Source organism: Photobacterium sp. R1 (assembly GCF_054600795.1).
The window spans coordinates 39,314-57,517 of record NZ_BAAHZP010000009.1; the positions used below are offsets into that span (position 1 = coordinate 39,314).

Annotated in this window: 15 protein-coding genes; 8 read left to right on the forward strand and 7 right to left on the reverse strand. The window is 48.5% G+C overall.

The features are described 5' to 3' along the window. Positions 1-23 precede the first annotated feature (23 nt). Positions 24-1,703, reverse strand: coding sequence for an ArnT family glycosyltransferase (locus ACYP03_RS15565; protein WP_459780859.1), 1,680 nt, complete (start codon positions 1,701-1,703; stop codon positions 24-26). A gap of 263 nt (positions 1,704-1,966) precedes the next feature. On the opposite strand from ACYP03_RS15565, the gene ltaE reads away from it, so the two are divergent. Beyond that, positions 1,967-2,971: a low-specificity L-threonine aldolase gene (gene ltaE, locus ACYP03_RS15570; RefSeq protein ID WP_459781065.1), complete on the forward strand. Its 1,005-nt coding sequence runs from the start codon at positions 1,967-1,969 to the stop codon at positions 2,969-2,971. 43 nt (positions 2,972-3,014) lie between these two features. On the opposite strand, the gene ACYP03_RS15575 is transcribed toward ltaE, so the two are convergent. Further along, on the reverse strand, positions 3,015-3,545 hold the full coding sequence (locus tag ACYP03_RS15575; RefSeq protein WP_248142169.1) for a cytochrome b/b6 domain-containing protein: 531 nt from the start codon (positions 3,543-3,545) through the stop codon (positions 3,015-3,017). Between the two features lie 246 nt (positions 3,546-3,791). Here ACYP03_RS15575 and ACYP03_RS15580 point away from each other — a divergent pair, with 246 nt between their 5' ends. Next, positions 3,792-5,378 carry a phosphoethanolamine transferase gene (locus ACYP03_RS15580; protein ID WP_248142168.1) on the forward strand — a complete coding sequence of 529 codons (1,587 nt, stop codon included), beginning with the start codon at positions 3,792-3,794 and terminating at the stop codon, positions 5,376-5,378. Positions 5,379-5,501: 123 nt separating this feature from the next. Here the strand turns inward: ACYP03_RS15580 and nhaD are convergent, their stop codons facing one another. Then, positions 5,502-6,902: a sodium:proton antiporter NhaD gene (gene nhaD, locus ACYP03_RS15585; RefSeq protein ID WP_459781067.1), complete on the reverse strand. Its 1,401-nt coding sequence runs from the start codon at positions 6,900-6,902 to the stop codon at positions 5,502-5,504. A 295-nt stretch (positions 6,903-7,197) separates the two neighbouring features. Continuing rightward, on the reverse strand, positions 7,198-8,556 hold the full coding sequence (locus ACYP03_RS15590; protein WP_459780862.1) for an endonuclease: 1,359 nt from the start codon (positions 8,554-8,556) through the stop codon (positions 7,198-7,200). 280 nt (positions 8,557-8,836) lie between these two features. Between ACYP03_RS15590 and ACYP03_RS15595 the strand changes: the two genes are divergently transcribed. Continuing rightward, entirely contained in the window at positions 8,837-10,066 is a 1,230-nt protein-coding gene (locus tag ACYP03_RS15595) for a serine hydrolase (RefSeq protein WP_459780864.1), read from the forward strand. Between the two features lie 20 nt (positions 10,067-10,086). Here the strand turns inward: ACYP03_RS15595 and sgrR are convergent, their stop codons facing one another. Beyond that, a complete protein-coding gene (sgrR, locus tag ACYP03_RS15600) occupies positions 10,087-11,787 on the reverse strand; it encodes an HTH-type transcriptional regulator SgrR (protein WP_459780866.1) in 1,701 nt (566 codons plus the stop codon). Positions 11,788-12,064: 277 nt separating this feature from the next. Beyond that, complete coding sequence (locus ACYP03_RS15605) at positions 12,065-12,721, reverse strand: hypothetical protein (RefSeq protein WP_459780869.1); 657 nt, start codon at positions 12,719-12,721, stop codon at positions 12,065-12,067. 322 nt (positions 12,722-13,043) lie between these two features. Between ACYP03_RS15605 and ACYP03_RS15610 the strand changes: the two genes are divergently transcribed. From ACYP03_RS15610 to ACYP03_RS15620, 3 genes are all read left to right on the forward strand, one after another. Further along, positions 13,044-13,901 carry a lipase family protein gene (locus ACYP03_RS15610; protein ID WP_459780871.1) on the forward strand — a complete coding sequence of 286 codons (858 nt, stop codon included), beginning with the start codon at positions 13,044-13,046 and terminating at the stop codon, positions 13,899-13,901. Between the two features lie 131 nt (positions 13,902-14,032). Beyond that, positions 14,033-14,548: a hypothetical protein gene (locus tag ACYP03_RS15615; protein ID WP_459780874.1), complete on the forward strand. Its 516-nt coding sequence runs from the start codon at positions 14,033-14,035 to the stop codon at positions 14,546-14,548. Positions 14,549-14,850: 302 nt separating this feature from the next. Next, positions 14,851-15,849 (forward strand): sphingomyelin phosphodiesterase, encoded by a 999-nt coding sequence (locus ACYP03_RS15620; RefSeq protein WP_248142161.1) that lies wholly within the window; start codon positions 14,851-14,853, stop codon positions 15,847-15,849. A 76-nt stretch (positions 15,850-15,925) separates the two neighbouring features. Here the strand turns inward: ACYP03_RS15620 and ACYP03_RS15625 are convergent, their stop codons facing one another. Next, positions 15,926-17,107, reverse strand: coding sequence for an amino acid aminotransferase (locus ACYP03_RS15625; RefSeq protein WP_459780875.1), 1,182 nt, complete (start codon positions 17,105-17,107; stop codon positions 15,926-15,928). Positions 17,108-17,343: 236 nt separating this feature from the next. Between ACYP03_RS15625 and ACYP03_RS15630 the strand changes: the two genes are divergently transcribed. Together ACYP03_RS15630 and ACYP03_RS15635 are read left to right on the forward strand one after the other, a co-directional pair. Further along, a complete protein-coding gene (locus ACYP03_RS15630) occupies positions 17,344-17,655 on the forward strand; it encodes a DUF3081 family protein (RefSeq protein WP_248142159.1) in 312 nt (103 codons plus the stop codon). Between the two features lie 375 nt (positions 17,656-18,030). Further along, positions 18,031-18,192, forward strand: coding sequence for a hypothetical protein (locus tag ACYP03_RS15635; protein WP_248142158.1), 162 nt, complete (start codon positions 18,031-18,033; stop codon positions 18,190-18,192). The last annotated feature ends 12 nt before the right edge of the window (positions 18,193-18,204 follow it).

The following is an 18,204-nucleotide window of genomic DNA, read 5'->3' on the forward strand; positions in this document are numbered from 1 at the left end:
TATTTTTCCAGGGTGCTCTTTCCTTATTCGAGATCAGAATTAACGGCGACCTTCTTTTCCGTCAGCTTTTGATCGATAACAGGCGTATACAGTTTCCAGTCGGGCCATTGAAATAAGTCTGCCGCTGAAATCAATACGTTTTTTCTGCCTCGATAAGGCCATATCTGTACAGCATGCTGCTCGATGTAAGTGTCGACATTTCTGGTTGCAATCACAGCCCAGGCATTGGGATGCTGGGCTAACCACAGATACTCTTCTGTATTTTTATCGCCAATGACCACCAGTGGTTCTTCTAAACGACCCAGATACTGGTACTGCCCATGATAATTTCCGGAGATGGCAACCACATGCCCCTCGGTTTGTTTTTTATTCAGTTGTTGTGCCAGTTCACTGAGATCATAAAGCTGAAATAAAACCGGCGATACAAACGGCAGCAGCGCATAAACACTGACCGGAATCGCAAGTAAGAGAACGGGCAATCTGAATTTCTGAAAGACTGCAGGTTTGATGGCGACCACGGCCAAAAATAGCGGCACCAGTCCCCAGAGCGGATGAACTTCCGGATTTTGAGCCGCTTTAAATGCCGCGCCAATCCACCATGGGCCGCTGAACATCGCAATCGCTAATATCAGCAACAGCAAAGCCAGCAAAGGCTCTTTGCCGAACAATTTCAGATTCAGCTTTGCAGCCAGGAAGACCGCCATTGCAGGGAAAACCGGCAACAGATAATGAGGTTGCTTACCACTGAAACAACTGAATAAAAGCACCGTCAGCACCAGCCAGCTTAAGCAAAATTTATCTGCCTGACTCAACTGGCTGAAAATCCGGCTACGCCAGCAGCCCAGAAAAAACAACCAGGGCAATGTCAGTACCGGCAGAAACAATACATACCAGTAAAATGGCCGGGCATGTGCAAAAGACTCGGAGACTCTGCCCGCAGTCTGTCCCCAGAAAATGGCCTGAGCATATTCTTCACCGCCTTGCATGGCTGCCGGAATTGCCCAAAGCAGAGCGACCACAGCTGTCATGATGATACTGAGCAAACAACCAACCAGCCATTTTCGATTCGACAGCCAGCCATCCTGCCGCCAATAGGGATAGGAAACGAATAAGGGAAATAAATAAGCCAAGATCACCGGGCCTTTCACCAGCACCCCGATGCCTGCCCAGAAGCCCGCGACCGCTCCCCACTTGATCTTGTTTTCCTGTGCAGACTTCAGCAGACAAATCACAGCGCTTAACAGAAAGACAGTCAGCAACATATCGAAAAAGGACATAGGCAGATACAACGCAAGCGTTGCGAAACTCAGCAATACCAGAGGCGAAAGTTCAGCAGCCTGTGAGTGCTTACCATACAGTCGTTTTCCCAATTGATAAATCAGGAAGAAGTTACCGCAGGCCACTAAGGGAACAATCATGCGGGTCGCAAAGTCGTTCACGCCAAAGAGCATCCAGCTGAGATTGATCAGCCAAAATAACACCGGGGGTTTATGCGCATAAGGTAAACCATTTTTATGAGGCACCAGCCAGTCGCCGCCATGCCACATTTCCCAGGCGACAGACGCATACCGGGTTTCATCAATGGGTAATAGCGGACGAAAATACAGGCTGACGCCTATCATGAGGATGGCGACAATAATCGAAGCCGCCAGATAAAAGTAAGGTGGGAAGTTATTGCCCTGGTGTTCCGTATCCATACGCATTGACAAGGTTCCTGCTCACTTCTGAAGATTTAAATATGAAATCTTATGAGTATTTATCTGACTCAATATTCACATGTATATGCACAACACTAGTTCAAATTACCTGAAAATCAATTCAATATCAGTCAATTACCTGATTTCGCATGCATCGTTTATTTTTCGTGGTATATATAGTGAACAACCTCGAAAAACGCACCTTGAATGGTGCAACGATCTGGAAAAACATGATGACCACCAGCCATACCGACACATCCAAACCCTACATTGATTTTCGTTCTGATACCGTCACCCGTCCATCTGATGCCATGCGCCAGGCCATGGCAAATGCCCCTGTCGGTGATGATGTTTATGGTGACGATCCAAGCATCAACGATTTGGAACAATGGGCAGCCGAACGACACGGGTTTGAAGCGGCTTTGTTTTGCAGTTCAGGCACACAAGCCAACCTGCTGGCACTCCTGTGTCACTGTGAGCGCGGCGACGAATATCTTTGCGGACAGCAAGCACACAACTACAGATTCGAAGGTGGCGGTGCGGCTGTTCTGGGTTCGATCCAGCCACAGCCTGTCGAAAATGATCCGGACGGAACCATTCCGTTCAGCAAACTTGAAGCAGCGATCAAGCCGGACGATCTCCACTTTGCCCGTACCCGGCTCCTGAGCCTGGAAAATACAATCAACGGTAAAGTACTTCCCCTGTCCTATCTGGCTGAAGCCCGTGCTTTCGTAGACCAGCACAATCTGGCGCTTCATCTTGATGGTGCCCGGGTCTACAATGCTGCCGCAGCGCTGGACGTCGATATCACTGAAATCGTGAAGTATTTCGACTCTTTCACCATCTGCCTGTCCAAAGGACTCGGCGCACCCGTCGGTTCACTGCTGCTTGGTGATCAAGCCCTGATCAAAAAAGCGATACGCTGGCGAAAAATGCTGGGCGGTGGCATGCGTCAGGCGGGTATTCTGGCAGCTGCTGCTAAAATCGCGATTCAGGAAAATGCAACCCGGTTACGGGAAGACCATGAGAACTCCCGCTATCTTGCAGCACAGCTCAATACCGTCCCCGGGTTCAGCACCAAACCTGAATTCGTCGAAACCAACATTTTATTTGCCAAGGTGGACAGCCATATCAATCAAACCGCACTGGCTGAAACCCTGAAAAACCAAGGCATCCTGATCAGTACCGGCCACCCGATGCGTCTGGTCACCCATCTCGATGTGAGCCGGGATGATATTGACGACTTCATTTCGGCATTAAAAGCCGCGTTATAAAATGAAACCTGCCGCAAGGATTTCCATTGCGGCAGGTTCCGTCTTATTTTTGACCCCGCCGGCCGGTCAGCATCCCTTTCACATACTGATTGCCCGTCAGCTTGCTCATCATGACAACAGCAAAGACATGGAAGATCACTGCAAACAACGTCAGATTGACCAGAAATTCATGAACTTCTTTAAACAGTTTCTTTGCATTAAACAGCTTTTCGTGAGCTGCCCAGCCACTCAAAGTACAAAGCACCAGTGCACCCCATAAGAACCAAACCATGAAGGCACCTAAAGGGTTATGCCCGTGATGGTCATCTTTTCCGGTTTCCCACAGCGTACTGATATGTTCCCGGGCCTTACTGACTGAAGGCACAAAACTGCTCAACCTTGCTGCCCCTGTCACCCGGGTTCCCCACAGTAAACGCAACAGAATCAGCAACACCATGACATAACCAACCCACTCATGGGTTGCTCCCCCTTCCTTCGTGAACACATAATTGGTGAAGAAGAGTGCTGCGACGGACCAATGAATAAATCGGACAAAGCGATCCCAGAGAATATCGGACTGCTGTTGTGTAACCATGTTCGCTCCTGTTGAGGATTCATCGAAATCATTTCTGCAGTATTCATGCTGTGTCTTAAGAAACGCTTAAGAAATTGTATTGATCAAAACTGAAAGCTTTTATTACCGAAATGTGACAAGTCCATATACAATTCTTAAGCATCTCTTAAGAATTAATCGTCATAGTGCATTCATTGTCCGCATCACAATAAATTATTCATGCCAAACATAATAAAAAATGTTTTCAAAACAAGAATTACACTGACGATGAACGGGTTTATCCTGCTCATGTCAGTGTATTATGCCTTCATCTTGAACATGCCTGTAATTTCAAAGATTTATCAGGTGACCGGCTATCATCTGACACCTTTCATCATCAGTTCACCCTGCCTGCTTTTTTTTAGTTTTGTCATTATTTTTTCCATGCTGTGCCAGCCTTTTATATTTAAACCTGTCAGTATTATATTATTAATCACCTCATCATTAGCTTTCTATGCCGAAATGAAATTCAGGGTCATGTTTGACTATGGCATGATCGAAAATGTCTTTGAGACCAACACCAGTGAAGCCAGTTCTTATCTGAATGGCAGCTCTTTGTTTTACCTGATCTTCTTCGGTTTTGTCCCTGCCACCCTTGTTTTAATGACACATATCATTTACTCGAAAAGTATTTTCAAAGAAATCCTGAAACGAGTCGTTTTAATGCTGGCAGCCTTCATTGGCCTCGGCTTGATTGCCATGTTTTTTTATAAAGATTACGCCGCAGTCGGCAGGAATAATTCGTATCTGAATAAAATGATTAACCCTGCGCACGCCTACAATACCTTTAAGTACATTAACCGGAACTATTTTACGACCCCGGAACCATATCGCCCGCTGGGTGAAGATGCCAAGCTGCTGCCTGCGAAAAACAAGAAAGACACCCTGGTTGTTGTGGTACTGGGTGAAACGGCCCGCGGAATGAACTTCAGTTACAACGGTTATAAGCGTGATACAAATCCCTATACCGCAGATATGGGCCTGATTTCGTTTCAACAGGTCTCTTCATGCGGCACAGCGACAGCAGTTTCAGTGCCTTGCATGTTTTCCAACATGAATCGTTCCGACTACAAAAAAAGCAAAGCCAATAATCAGGATAACGTCATGGATATCATTGGCCGCGCAGGTGTCACATTGCTCTGGAAAGATAATGATGGCGGTGATAAAGGTGTTGCCAAGAATTTCGAAAAAATCAGTCTTGATCCGACTGAGGAGAGTTCATTCTGTAATGGTGAAACCTGCCACGATGAAGCACTGCTCACCCATTTCGATAAAGAAATTACTGCACTTCAGGGAAACAAGCTGATCACGATTCATACCATTGGAAGCCATGGTCCAACCTATTTTCAACGGTATCCGGAGTCAATGGCACGTTTCACTCCGGCCTGTAACAGCAAAGATATTGAAAAATGTTCAGATGCAGAAATTCGGAACACGTACGACAACACCATTGCGTATACTGATTTCTTCCTGTCAAAGCTCATTCAAAAGCTGAAGCATTATCAGGACAAATACAATGTCGCCCTGATGTATATTTCTGACCATGGAGAATCGCTGGGTGAAAATGGCTTGTATTTGCACGGTACGCCGTACACCATCGCGCCAAGAGAGCAAACAACCGTTCCCTGGCTGATGTGGATTCCGGACCAATATGCACAAGCAAAAGGTATTGATAAGATCTGTCTGTCTAAACTGGCAACGTCCAGACATTTTTCTCAGGACAATTTCTTCCATACCCTGATTGGTTTTTACGGCGTAGAAACCACAGCCAAAAACCCGGAACTGGATATTACGGCAACCTGTAAAAGCAGCTGAGGTTTTCTTCGAAACTTCAAAAGATCCTCAACCCAACAGGGCTGACATCACATCAGCCCTGTTTTTTGTTTATCTTGCTTATTCTGGTTGTATTGGTTGTCTTAGTTGTCTTGATAGTCTTGTTTATCCGAACTCAGCAGCATTCATCGCCAGATGAACGGCAATACTTAAGATGTAACCCAATGCAACCGCTGGTGCCCACTTCAAGTGTCCGAAAAAGGTGTATTTCCCGTGTGCTGCGCCCATCAGCGCAACGCCCGCCGCTGAACCAATCGAGAGCAGACTCCCGCCGACACCGGCAGTCAGTGTCACCAGCAGCCAGTTTCCGACGGCCATATCCGGATTCATGGTCAGTACAGCAAACATCACCGGGATATTATCGACAATGGCAGACATCACACCCACCATGATATTGGCCCAGACCGGATCCCACTGGGTATACAGCACATGCGATGCAACGCTGAGATACCCCAGCAGACTTAACCCGCCCACGCACATAACCACACCATAGAAAAACAGCAATGTGTCCCACTCTGCCATCGAGATACGACGGAAGACATCAAAGGGCACCACAGAACCTAAACGGTCCAACGCTGCATGATCATTATTCGCAATGGCTTTCGCCCGTTTTTTCTCCAGCGAACGAGGCAGCGTCTTTTGCAGGAAATAAGCGAACAAAGACAAATATGCCATCCCCATCATCATTCCCATCACGGGCGGATAGTGCAGATAGGTATGAAAGACGACTGCCGTCAGTATTGTCAGCAGGAAGAGTAAAACAATCCGTTTTGCCCCGCGTTTCAGTTCAACAAACTCACTGGTCGTCTCAGGTTTGGTGCCCGGCACAAAGAACGACATGATCAAAGCCGGAACCATGAAGTTCACCAGTGCTGGGATGAACAGTTCGAAAAACTGGGAGAATCGGACCAATCCGGCCTGCCAGACCATCAGCGTTGTAATATCCCCGAAAGGACTGAAAGCGCCACCGGCGTTCGCTGCGACCACAATATTAATGCAGGCAAGGTTGATAAAACGTGTGTTGTCGCCCCCGACTTTCATGACAACCGCACACATCAGTAAAGCTGTGGTCAGGTTATCTGCAACCGGCGAAATGAAAAAAGCCAGCAACCCGGTCATCCAGAACAAAGACTTGAAGTGAAAGCCCTTGCTCACCATCCAGGCCTGCAGACCATCAAACAATCGCCGCTCATCCATCGCGTTAATATAGGTCATGGCCACCAGCAGAAAGAGCATCAGTTCTGCATATTCCAGCAGGTTATGATCCAGCGCCACATGCGCCACTTCTATCATGTCATTTTGTTTGTAGGCCCAGCCGACCAGAATCCAGATCACACCGGCTGCCAGCAACATAGGCTTTGACTTGCGAAGCTGAAGATATTCCTCCGCCATGACTAAGCCATAAGCAACGACGAAGATGAGAACAGCCAGATAACCTATGGTTGTCTGTGTTAAATCCAGCCCGGACTCACCTGTGCCGGCTTCCGCTGTGAATGGCAAAATCATTACAAAGAAAATGAAGACAAAAAAAGGCAGTTTCACACGCATTCTCGACTCCCTGAGACAACAAGCTCAACATACAACGCACTGTATTGTTTACATACAGTGTGGCTCACCTCAGCAATAATGCGATGAAATTCCTGAAAAAATCTGAAATGTCTCACCATCCATCACCCGGACTTTCCGGCACCGGAACCATCGGGATATCAGATTTGACGAATGCAGCACGCCGACGGTGACAGGCATCCGGGCACAGAAAAGTACAAAAAAAGGGGCCATTCCGGCCCCTGAGAGATATGCATTATTTTCCCCAGATTTCAGTCACAAATGCAGGGTAATCTACGAAAGGATTACGGTTCCCCTGGAAAAGATAGGCTGATTCGTTGCGATCCCGCTCTTCCTGACTCACCGGATCCTCCTGATGCCATTTCAGTAACAGGGCCAGAAACCAGCCTTCAAAAACCTGATCAGAACTGCCATCCAGTACCGCATCACCATAGGAACTGTCCGTTTCCCAACCGGAAATGACATTCTGATAGCGGGTCGCCATATAAAAATAGGCCCGGGCGACATCACCTTTAAAGGCATCAACGGGCTCAAACACTGTCCCTGAATACCCCTGACCGGATGCAGCCACACCCAGCTTCGACCCGTTTGCTGAAGTAAAAGTCGCATTGCCGACTTCACCATAAGGGTAGCTGCTGCGTTTCGAGTTCACGTACCCGTCTGTCGGGAAGATATGGTGAACATCCGTATTCATCGGCGCGATCGCCCCGCCAAACCAGCTCCGCGGAAAAGCATGTTCCCGGTTATAACATTCACCCTCGCCGCGATAGGTGCCGCACTGATGATTACCGGGTACAAAATGATAGGCATCGGCCCCGGAAGGATTTTCCGAATAAATATCCAGAATGGTGCCGTCTTTTTCGTAGGTTTTATCCAGATCATAAGCCGTATAGAAAGACCACAGATCACTGTAACTTTGCGCACTGTGATTCCGGATAATCTGATAAAGCGCAGTTTTCAGTGAATATCCGGTCAGACCCGCTGCGGTTTGATAATAGCTGGACAGATCACTCAGCCCATCTCCGGAGTCGTTCCCGTCCGGGTCACCCTCCCCGCTATTACCGCTACCCGAATCACCACCCTCGGATGGCGCACTGCTCACCGTCGGCTCAAACTGATCCACATAGACCACTTCAGATCCATCAAATCCGGACTGGTCGTAGAAACGTAACCCAACCTCTATGCTGCCTGTGCTGGTTGCCGTGTAACGATAGCTGAGTTGTTGCCACGCACCCGTTTTAGACGGTATGGAATATCCCTGATACCCATCCACATACAGCCGGGCGGAAACGCCACCTTCCGTATGATAAACCCACACACTGAAGTCATAACTTTCGCCGCTGGTCACACTGACAGCCTGCCGAAAATCGGTCTCACTTTGCGTGCCGGTATTGACCGTAATCGCAGCGGCGAGGTTTCCTGAATGAAGCTGACTGCTGGTTTCAGTAACCTGGATCCCTGAGTCTGTCGTTGTCCAGCTGTCCGGACTCCCGTTGGACCAGAGTTCAAAATCACCATTGCTAACCTGTGCAAATGCCGCACTGTGTACACTCAGCGTGATCAGACCAATCAGCGGCAATATCGCTTGTTTCATAAGTCATCCCTGTATCGATGTTAAATTATTGTTAATTGAAAAGGGAGGGATAAAATTGCACACAACTCCCGGTTTTTGAACAAATTTACGCATTCGATGTCATCTTTTTGATAACTAAGTCAAATTAGCAGTCCGGGATGAAACAAAAATGAAAACAGGCAATTGACAATGCACTTAGTCACAGGAAGACGAGGTTCAGGGTAAAAATTATCCTCATGAACAGAGTTTTTACTAAGCTGAAAGTAACCTGGCCTCATCTGAACTGGGATACTGGATTATGATGAAAACACTGCTTAGACCTGTTTTGTTGTACTGGACTATCAGTCTGTACTTTTCCCTGATTACCCCTGCCTCGGCTGAAGACACGCTCATGCCAAGCCCGCCAGAAATCGCAGCAGATGCATGGGTTTTAATGAGTTACCAATCCGGTCAGGTGATCGCAGGCAGCAATCAGAATCAAGCGCATGCGCCTGCCAGCCTTGTGAAGATCATGACCAGCTATGTGGTCGGTAAAGAGTTAAAAGCCGGTCATATTCACGGTGACGATAAAGTCGTCATCAGTGAAAACGCCTGGGGACAAAAATTTCCCGGTTCCTCCAAAATGTTCCTCAATGTTGGCGATGAAGTCACCGTGGATGATTTAAACCACGGCGTGATCATTTCATCCGGGAATGACGCAACAGTCGCGCTGGCCGAGCATGTGGCCGGACATACCGCTGCATTTATTGAAATGATGAATCGCGAAGCAGAAAGACTCGGGATGCAAAGAACTTACTTCACAACCCCACACGGACTGGACAGTGACGAGCAGGCAACCACGGCTTATGACATGGCGCTGCTGACCCGCGCTTTCATTCATGATTTACCGGAGATGTATGGATTATTTAAGGAAAAATCTTTTACATTCAACAAAATAAAACAAGGCAACCGGAACCCCTTACTCTGGGATACCAGCCTCAATGCCGATGGTGTCAAAACTGGTTATACCAAAGAAGCGGGATACAGCCTGGTATCATCCGCATCACAGGACGGCTTCCGGTTAATCGCCGTGGTACTCGGTACAAAAGATGTCAATGCACGGCGCAACGAAAGCAAAAAATTGCTGACCTGGGGTTTCCGCTTCTATCAGGATCTCGCCCCCAACTTCGACAAAAATACGCTGAAAAAAGCCAAAGTCTGGTACGGCTCTCCATCCAATGTTCAGGTGGAACTAGGCGATGGCGGGGTAATCACCGTTCCCCGCCGCCAGCGAAAAAGTCTCGACCACAAAGTGTTTTATAATTCCAACCTGGAAGCACCGGTGGCTAAAGGACAACAGGTTGGAAAAGTTGAATGGTATCTGTCTGACTCACTGATCACGGTTCAGCCTATTCTGGCGGCGGAAGCATCTGAAAAGGCGCCTTGGTATAAGTCGATGATAGACACTGTCTGGCGCCCGATTGGCCGTTGGTTCAATGATCAGGAATGGGATCACCGCGACGACAAAGACGCCCCCGAAAGCACGCAGTAATCCTATCTCTCAGCCAGGGTTTAAGATTCCAGCCCTGGCTTTAACCAGACCGATTTAAAATCAAACCACCCCATAGAATTGGGTTCCATCCCCTGTACCGGCCCCGCACTGTAAACCCCAAGCCAGGCATGAAAGAGCGGAATAATCTGCCCGCTGCGTACCAGCACCGAACCGATATCATGACTGGGACAGCTTTGCTCCGCGAATGCCCGCCAATGCATCACCTGCTGATCCAGCGCTTCAAATTCTGCTTCAGGCATGACCCGCGCAATGTGGTCAAAACTGTAGAACCAGGCAAGAAACGCATCATCTCTGTGGTTACTCATGCTCATGCCATTGAGCCAGATATCAATCTTATCTGCGTATTTGCCTGTCAGCACATCCGTATTGCTGATTTCCATGACTTTCAGCCGAATCCCATCTTCTGCAAGAATACGTTCAATCGCCCGGGCAACTTCATGATAAACCGGATGATCCTGGGCAAACGCCAGCGTGACCATCCGTTTTGCGGGCACATCAACATGGGCTGAAACCGAATTCGTGTCCGTCCAGCCCGGCAACAGGCCATAAGCATTAATCAGACGCATCTCTCCGATTTCAGCCGGATTCATGCGGGACAGCAGCTGAACCGGACCCAGACGATTCTGGAAATAGGCTTGCCATTGCGGATCACTGGCAAGACCGGTCACCCGGTTCAGCAGCAGGTAGTTACACCCCTCATCTAAAGTCAGACGTTCTGAGACTTCCTTGATTTGCGTGGCAACCCGGTCCGTACTCGGCTGCAGATAACAGGCTGTGACGCCAGTCAGGATCCAAATCTCAACCACATCGATCAGCGCTCGGAATCCGAAATACTGATCAAACGCTTCCAGCGTCAGCCGCTGTTTATCGTTCTGCACCACCTTGTAAGCGCCGGTCCCGATCGGAAACAGCTCTGCTTCTTTGGCCGTATCCAACTCAGCCGGCTGAATCACGGCCATGATATTTGCCAGCAGATCCGGCAATCGCCTGTCATCATGACTGAGGCGGATATCGATGGTATTCGGAAACGGTGAGCTGATGTTTTCCAGATGACGAAACAGCCGATGCGACTTCAGCCTTTCAAGACTCACCAGCACATCTTTGCTTTCCAGCAGACTGCCATCATGAAAACGAACCGCCGGACGCAGATAAAAACGCCAGTGACGCGGGGAGAAAGCTTCCCAGTGATGCGCCAGATCCCCTTCGACTTCCTCTTTTTCCTCATTTATGCGTGTCAGACCGTTGAAAATCTGCCGCACCAGATGCTGCTCTGAACGCCGCAGCGGCCGGAGCGGATTCAGGTTGGTAAATGCACGGTAATACGGTACACGCACAATCTGGCGGCCTTTCTGAGTGGTCAGGCCCAGCTGTTCCTGAATCAGTTGCGCCAGCCGGTTGGCATCATGACCCAAAGCTTCCAGTGCGGGTTCCAGCTTGCCGTCTGCAACCAGTTTTCGGGCATGGTTGTATTGCAACTCAGTATCTGTGCTGTGAAACACCAGCCGTGACTGCTTGCCCCGCCCTATCGCCGGTTCCCAGTCTATCCAGCCTTTTTCCACCATCTTATTGATGACCATACGCACATTCCTGCGGGTACAGAAAAGCACCTCAGAAATGTCCTGAAGATTGGTATCACTGTCCTGTCCGGAAAAATGGGTATAAAGACGCTGGAACTGGGTTTTGAGGCGCTGACCACTCATAAAAAAGAGGAACCTTTAAATAGGAATTGTTCAATTTTTTGTTTCCCTATTTTAGTCTAAATTATCATGTCATGAAACCAGCACAATTGGGCTGACGCAGTACATTTCTGCTTAGAATGAGAGACTTAGCCAAGTGTTGCCGGTTTCATTCTGCAACCGGACAGGATGGAGTTTTCCCCCGATTTCTGCTCCTGAGTGCCTGTTCGGTTGCTTTTTTATGCGTATAAACACGAAAAGCGCCTTTCGGCGCTTTTCGTCACATCTGAACATCCTTCAATCAGGACGCATCAGAAATTTTCGAGGCTGCAGTCTGTTTCTTCTGTAATTCAGCCAATTGCTTTTTCAGCAGTTCATTCTGAGCAATCAGCTCTTTCTTCTCTGCCTGCCATCCGGCCTGTTGCAGTTGCACTGCTTTCTTCTCAGTTTCCAGCGCGGTTTTGGCTGAACGGAGTTCTTCATTTAATGCCTTCACTTTTTCATCGCTGGCATCCAGTTCGGTCTTGGTTTTACGGAGATTACGCTGCGCCGTTTGCTTCGCCTTCAGTGCTTTCTCGCACTCGACGGCTTTCTTCGCTAAGGCATCTTCCAGCTCGACATACTGCTCACTCAGACTGTTGTCATCATGTTGCCCGGTCACAGCATTCCAGCCGGCCACCAGGTTGTCGCTCGCCAGTTGCATCATGTCGAAAGGAAAAACCAGTCCTTGTTCTTTGGTCTGCTGTATTTTTTGATTCAGGACTTTATCGGCTTCTTCTATCTTCTTGAGCGTCGTTTCGTAACTGTCCTGCGTCGCTTCTTTATAATGTTTCGCCGCTATCGATTCCCAGATCCGGTGTACCTGCATCCAGGTTCCCACAGGATTTAAATAAGCTTTCGGGTCAAAGACCGGCGAAGACCACTGTTGTTCCAAAGCCTTTTGCAAACCGTTTTCCATCAGTCATTCTCCTAAGATTGGCTTCTCAATCGCAATTGTCCTTGTGAGCCCCACAAAGGGGAGTATGCCAAAAACAACATAGCACGCCTGTCACACAATGCCAGATGCGCATAGTTTACCACCTCAAAATGACAGTATCTTGAACAAAAAACAAGCATCACAACGCTTTATCACATGAATTTACAGGTGTTTTTACATGCCGGACATATGCATCACAGTGAACTCACAGCGCGTGAAAAGACAGACTGTCATGAATTTGCGATATTGCCCCGATACCCTGAAGGGAGGACAAAGCATTAACAGGGGCCTCTTTCCGGTCTGTATGAAGAAACTTAAACGCTATCAGTATGAGCGCTATGCCATTCTTTGCCGGCTGGCCTACCCGTCTGACTTTGATCACACTCAATACGGTTTCGACATTGAAGGCCGCCGGGACATCACCGATCGCTGGGGACGCACCATCATCCGTATCCTCTGGAGTGAGGAGAAAAAAGAAGTCATCGTGGTTTTCAAAGGCTCCCAGAACCTGTGGGACTGGTTACTCAATTTTGCCTGCTTTCCGAAGAAATTACCGGGCCGGAGAAAGCCATATCATGTTCACTGGGGGTACCATTATCTGCTGGAGCAGAACAGCAAGATTGAAGACAATCCATACAGCCACCCGAATCTGGTCATGTCGACAACACAAGCCATAGACTACCTGCAGGCTGCGGATACCCGGCATTTTCAGGGGGAATCTATTTATCAGCAAATCCGGGCCACGCTGTTGCCGTTAATCCTTGAAGGGAAACGCGTGTCGTTGACCGGTCACTCATCCGGAGGCGCGATGGCTGTACTGACCGCGGAACGGCTGGGTCTTGAGCATCCTGATGCGATGAAACGCGTGGTAACCTTTGGCCAGCCCGCCGCCGGATTCTGGAGCTTCAAACGTGCATACAGTTATCACCACTGCACCTACCGGATCTGCTGCGATCTGGATATTGTGACCTTTCTGCCGCCAATTCCCTGTCTGCACTGGCACGTTGGCAAAATGCTCTGGCTTCATAATGAAAAGATTTACGACAACATTTCTACCCCGGTCAGGCTGTATAAATCACTGCTCAGCTGGCTGTTGCGGCCCATTACCTACCATTACATGCACAAATACATCCGAAACAAAGATTACTTTGATAAACACTGATGACACGGCGCTTTCAGCAGCCTCATGACAACATTAACGGCGATGAATTGAACGCATTTCAGCAATTTGGAATACCTTCTTCAGCGGCTTTCCTGTATGGTTGGGGGCTGAGTCCAGATGAAGCCATAAATATGCAGCCTCAAGTCACACAATTAATTACGCTGAAAAACGCCTGGATGGCTAGTCATATCCTTGATGCGGAATTCCCTACTCCGCTCAGCCAGCAAGGTCTTGCCATCTATGAAGCCGCTCAGGCTGAACGAAATGCCACTCAGATTCAGGACGCACCGTCGCTTGCTCAGACTGAACTGCTCAGTTTCTATCCGGTTGACTGCCACCCGCTGACTATTCGTTACGCGATGGTTTCGGCCAGTCAGTGGGCAGATCAGGAATCTGAAGCCATGGTTGAATTCCTGACCCAAATCATGCTGGATGACAACAGCCCGGCTCGCTTATATGTCGGTTTTTATCAGGGTAAACCAGCGGCCTGCGGCATGATTTTTTCTCACCCGGACTGTCCGGACGTCACTTTAATCAGCGATGTCTGTGCTTTCCCTCTGACCAATCAGGACGCGCTGGCATCTGCCATGACAGCCTGGCTGATTGCGCAGGCTTCAGAACAAGCTGAACAACTGTGGATCTGCTGATTTCCTGGCCTGCGGATGAACATTCACGCAGGCTGCCTTATGTCATTTCCCGCTCCGCATCTTTATTTTTTCTGTTTCTTTTCTGCTTCTTTTCCACCCATTTTGTGCCTGTCTGACGCATATTGATTGTTAACGCTTCGGTAACAAAAAATTTTACTTCTTCGAGTTTATTCTCATTTTTGTTTATTTTTCTGTTAGTTAGAGACTGATTTCATCCATCAGTAACACCGGCTTAACAATATGGCTTCTATCATTTATCGCGAGAATGAATCTCTTTAAAAAATTCAAAAAGGAAACTTGCGATGAAAAAAACCTTCGGAGCAGTGTGTTTATTGCTGTCCGCATTCACACATGCAGAAACACTGAATGTCATGAACTACAACACCCTGCTCCTGCCATTTGGTGACTGGGATCAGGCCAACCGTGCCCAACGGATTCCGGACGCCATTGCGGCCATGGACAATAGACCGGATGTGCTGATCATCAATGAAGCCCTCAATGCAGATTCAGAAGTCATGCTCAATGAACTCGCTTCGCTCTACCCTTATCAGACGCCGGTTGTCGGTCTGGACTGCAGCGGCAGAGGATGGGATGCACTGACCGGCAACTGTTCCAACTCGATTGTGGTCGTTCGCGGTGGTGTCGCCATTTTGTCCCGCTACCCGATTCTGAGTCAGAAAGCCCACGTCTATCAGGCCAGTGACAAAAGCACCTGGGACTACTACGCCAATAAAGGCTTTGCCTATATTGAAATCGAGAAAAACGGCCAGCATTTCCACGTGTTAGGGACGCATTTACAATCCAGCACCGATAACCCGGATAAAGAACATCCGGTTCGCATGGCGCAGCTGGCGGAGATGCAAAACTTCATCGATGCGGAAAATATTCCGGCATCAGAACCTGTCGTGATTGCCGGTGACCTGAATGTCGAATGGAGCCGTCAGGATCAGATTCAGGACATGCTCTCTACCACACAAAGCAAGGTGTATTTCCCCGATCCCTCTGTCGGCTCATTTTCTGCCAAGTACAACTGGATCACCAAAGCCGGTGCATACAGAGACGGTTATTCTCTGAATTACAACGATACGCTGGACTATGTCTTGTGGCACAAAAACCATCTGCAACCCACAGCTCCGGCGGCCATGAAAGTCGTGAAGCTTCAAAGCAGAGAACAATGGTACTGGCATTATCTGAAGGGCAAATGGCCACTACCTGAGGGTGAATACTGGCATGATGGCTACTACAGTGATCTGTCTGACCACTACCCTGTTCAGGCGGAGTTTGATTTTCCTGATCAATAACATGCAGGCTTAAACAAGAAGGAGCACCTGAGTGCTCCTTCTTCTGTTAAGGTCGTTCGGAAAAAAGAACGTGTACTCAGCGGCTCACAGCCAGTAACGCTGAGGCCAGATAATCCAGTCTGTCTTCCTGAAGGCCCGCAATATTAATACGGCCATCACCCACTGCATAAATCCCGAACTCTTCACGCATACGAATAATCTGCTCAGGGCTGAGACCCGTCACCGAGAACATCCCTTTGTGTTGTTCGATGAAGTCAAATGCCTCAGAACCCTGATTGCGCACAGCCTGAGTCAGACCGGCACGAAGGCGCAGCATGCGCTGGTTCATCTCATTCAGCTCGGCTTTCCAGTTTGCGGCCAGCGCGTCATCGTTCAGAATCGTCGCAACCAGTGCCGCACCATGATCAGGCGGCATCGTATAAGAAGAACGAGCCAGTTGCAGAATGCGGCCTTTGGCTTTTTGTGCTTCTTTCAGGGAATCACTGATCACAACCGCAGCACCTGTTCGTTCACGATACAAACCGAAGTTCTTTGAACAGGAAGTCGCAATAATCATTTCTTCAACATTGTTTGCCAGATGACGCAGGCCCGCAACATCCTCCTCCAGCCCGTCCCCAAAGCCCTGATAGGCAATATCGACGAAAGGCAGGAAACCATTTTTGTTTGCCAGTTCAGTGATCGCCTGCCAGTCTGCAAAAGAAATATCCGCACCTGTCGGGTTATGACAGCAGCCGTGCAGCAGAACAACATCTTTCGGACCCGCCTTCGCCAGCTCCGCGAGCATCGCTTCGCTGTTCACCTGTTTGGTTGCCGGATCGAAATATGGATAAAATTTAACTTTCAGGCCCGCAGCTTCCATCACAGGCTTGTGATTGACATAGCTTGGGTTTGAAATCCAGACGGTGGTATCCGGCTGAGCCAGATACATCAGATCAGCCAGCATACGCAGTGCACCACTGGCACCCGGCGTCTGCACTGCAGCTGCACGACTGTGTGCCGATGTGCCCTGCAGCAGCAGATCCATCATCGACTGGTTGAACACTTCATCACCGGCCAGTCCGACGTAAGATTTCGTCTTCTGGGTTTCCAGCAGTCTGTGCTCAGCCTGCAAAACCGCCTGCATAATCGGTGTCTCACCCACACTGTTTTTATACACGCCAATTCCCAGATCCATTTTGTCGGAACGGGTATCTTCGCGGAACATTTGTGTTAAGGAAAGAATGGGGTCAAGTTGTGCTTCTGTCAGCTGCTTAAACATCAGTATAAATTCCGTTTAGTTATTGCGATGACTGTCAAATTATCACGCGTCCAGCGACAGGTCACTACCCCTTTTCATAATTCGTCATCCCGGGTGTTTATCCGGCTGAACAATGATTTGTAATGAAATTGTTACAGTTGGAATTGATCCAGATTAAGCAGTGAGCACTTAAGCTTGCAAGCGCCTCACCAACTCCTAAATTTAAGACAGAAAGGTTTATCTGATCGGAGGCGAACATGAAAAACAGCGTTGATATTCGTACCTTGCTGAATGTCTATGAAAAAGTAAAAACTCAGGGTAAAGCTGTCGAAAACGGCAAACAGCTGGAAGATATCATCTGTAGCGAAAGTTATGATGGCTACAGTGTCAGCCTCACCGACGGGAACGTCAGTGTGGATGTGAACTTTCATAATACCTATCACTTCCACACGCTCAACGAAGATCCCGACACCGTGATCAATCAGACCACAGCCGAGTTTCACAACAACAATGAGTCACAGATTCAACGTTTTATGAATAAGCTGAACGAATTAAACAACCGCTACTGATACTCAGCAAACGCCAGACTCGCAGAGCAAAAACAGCGCCTTACGCGCTCACTTGTTGTGTCTGACGTTTGACTGCATCTCCCGCCATACGGACTGTGTCCGAAACAGTACTTTGTCAGCAAGCATCCCCTGCTTTCGCTGCCTATCGCCTTGAAGTGGCTGGTAAACAGGTTTTACCTTGTCATGACAATTACACCAATTTTGCTGACTATCCTGTATTTCAGTTGTAATCATCAAGTCTTTTGCAGAAAAGCTGGAACGAACTTTGTCGCCCAATCCAGGAACAAATCATCACAGCAATTTCTGCCCGGTGCTTCGTATCGACATGACCGGTACAGAGCATACTCGACAATAAAAGCATAAAGAGAGAAAACGATGAACGCAGATTTACTGAATAAGCAAGAGCAAGAGCGTGTCATTGCGGCACTGAATGAATGTTACCGCCGTCTGGAAGCAGCAGAAATGACACCTCAGGAAATTTCTCAGGACGGTTTCAGTCTGATGTTCACTTCTGCATATAACATGCTGAACAGCTGAAACTGAGTACCC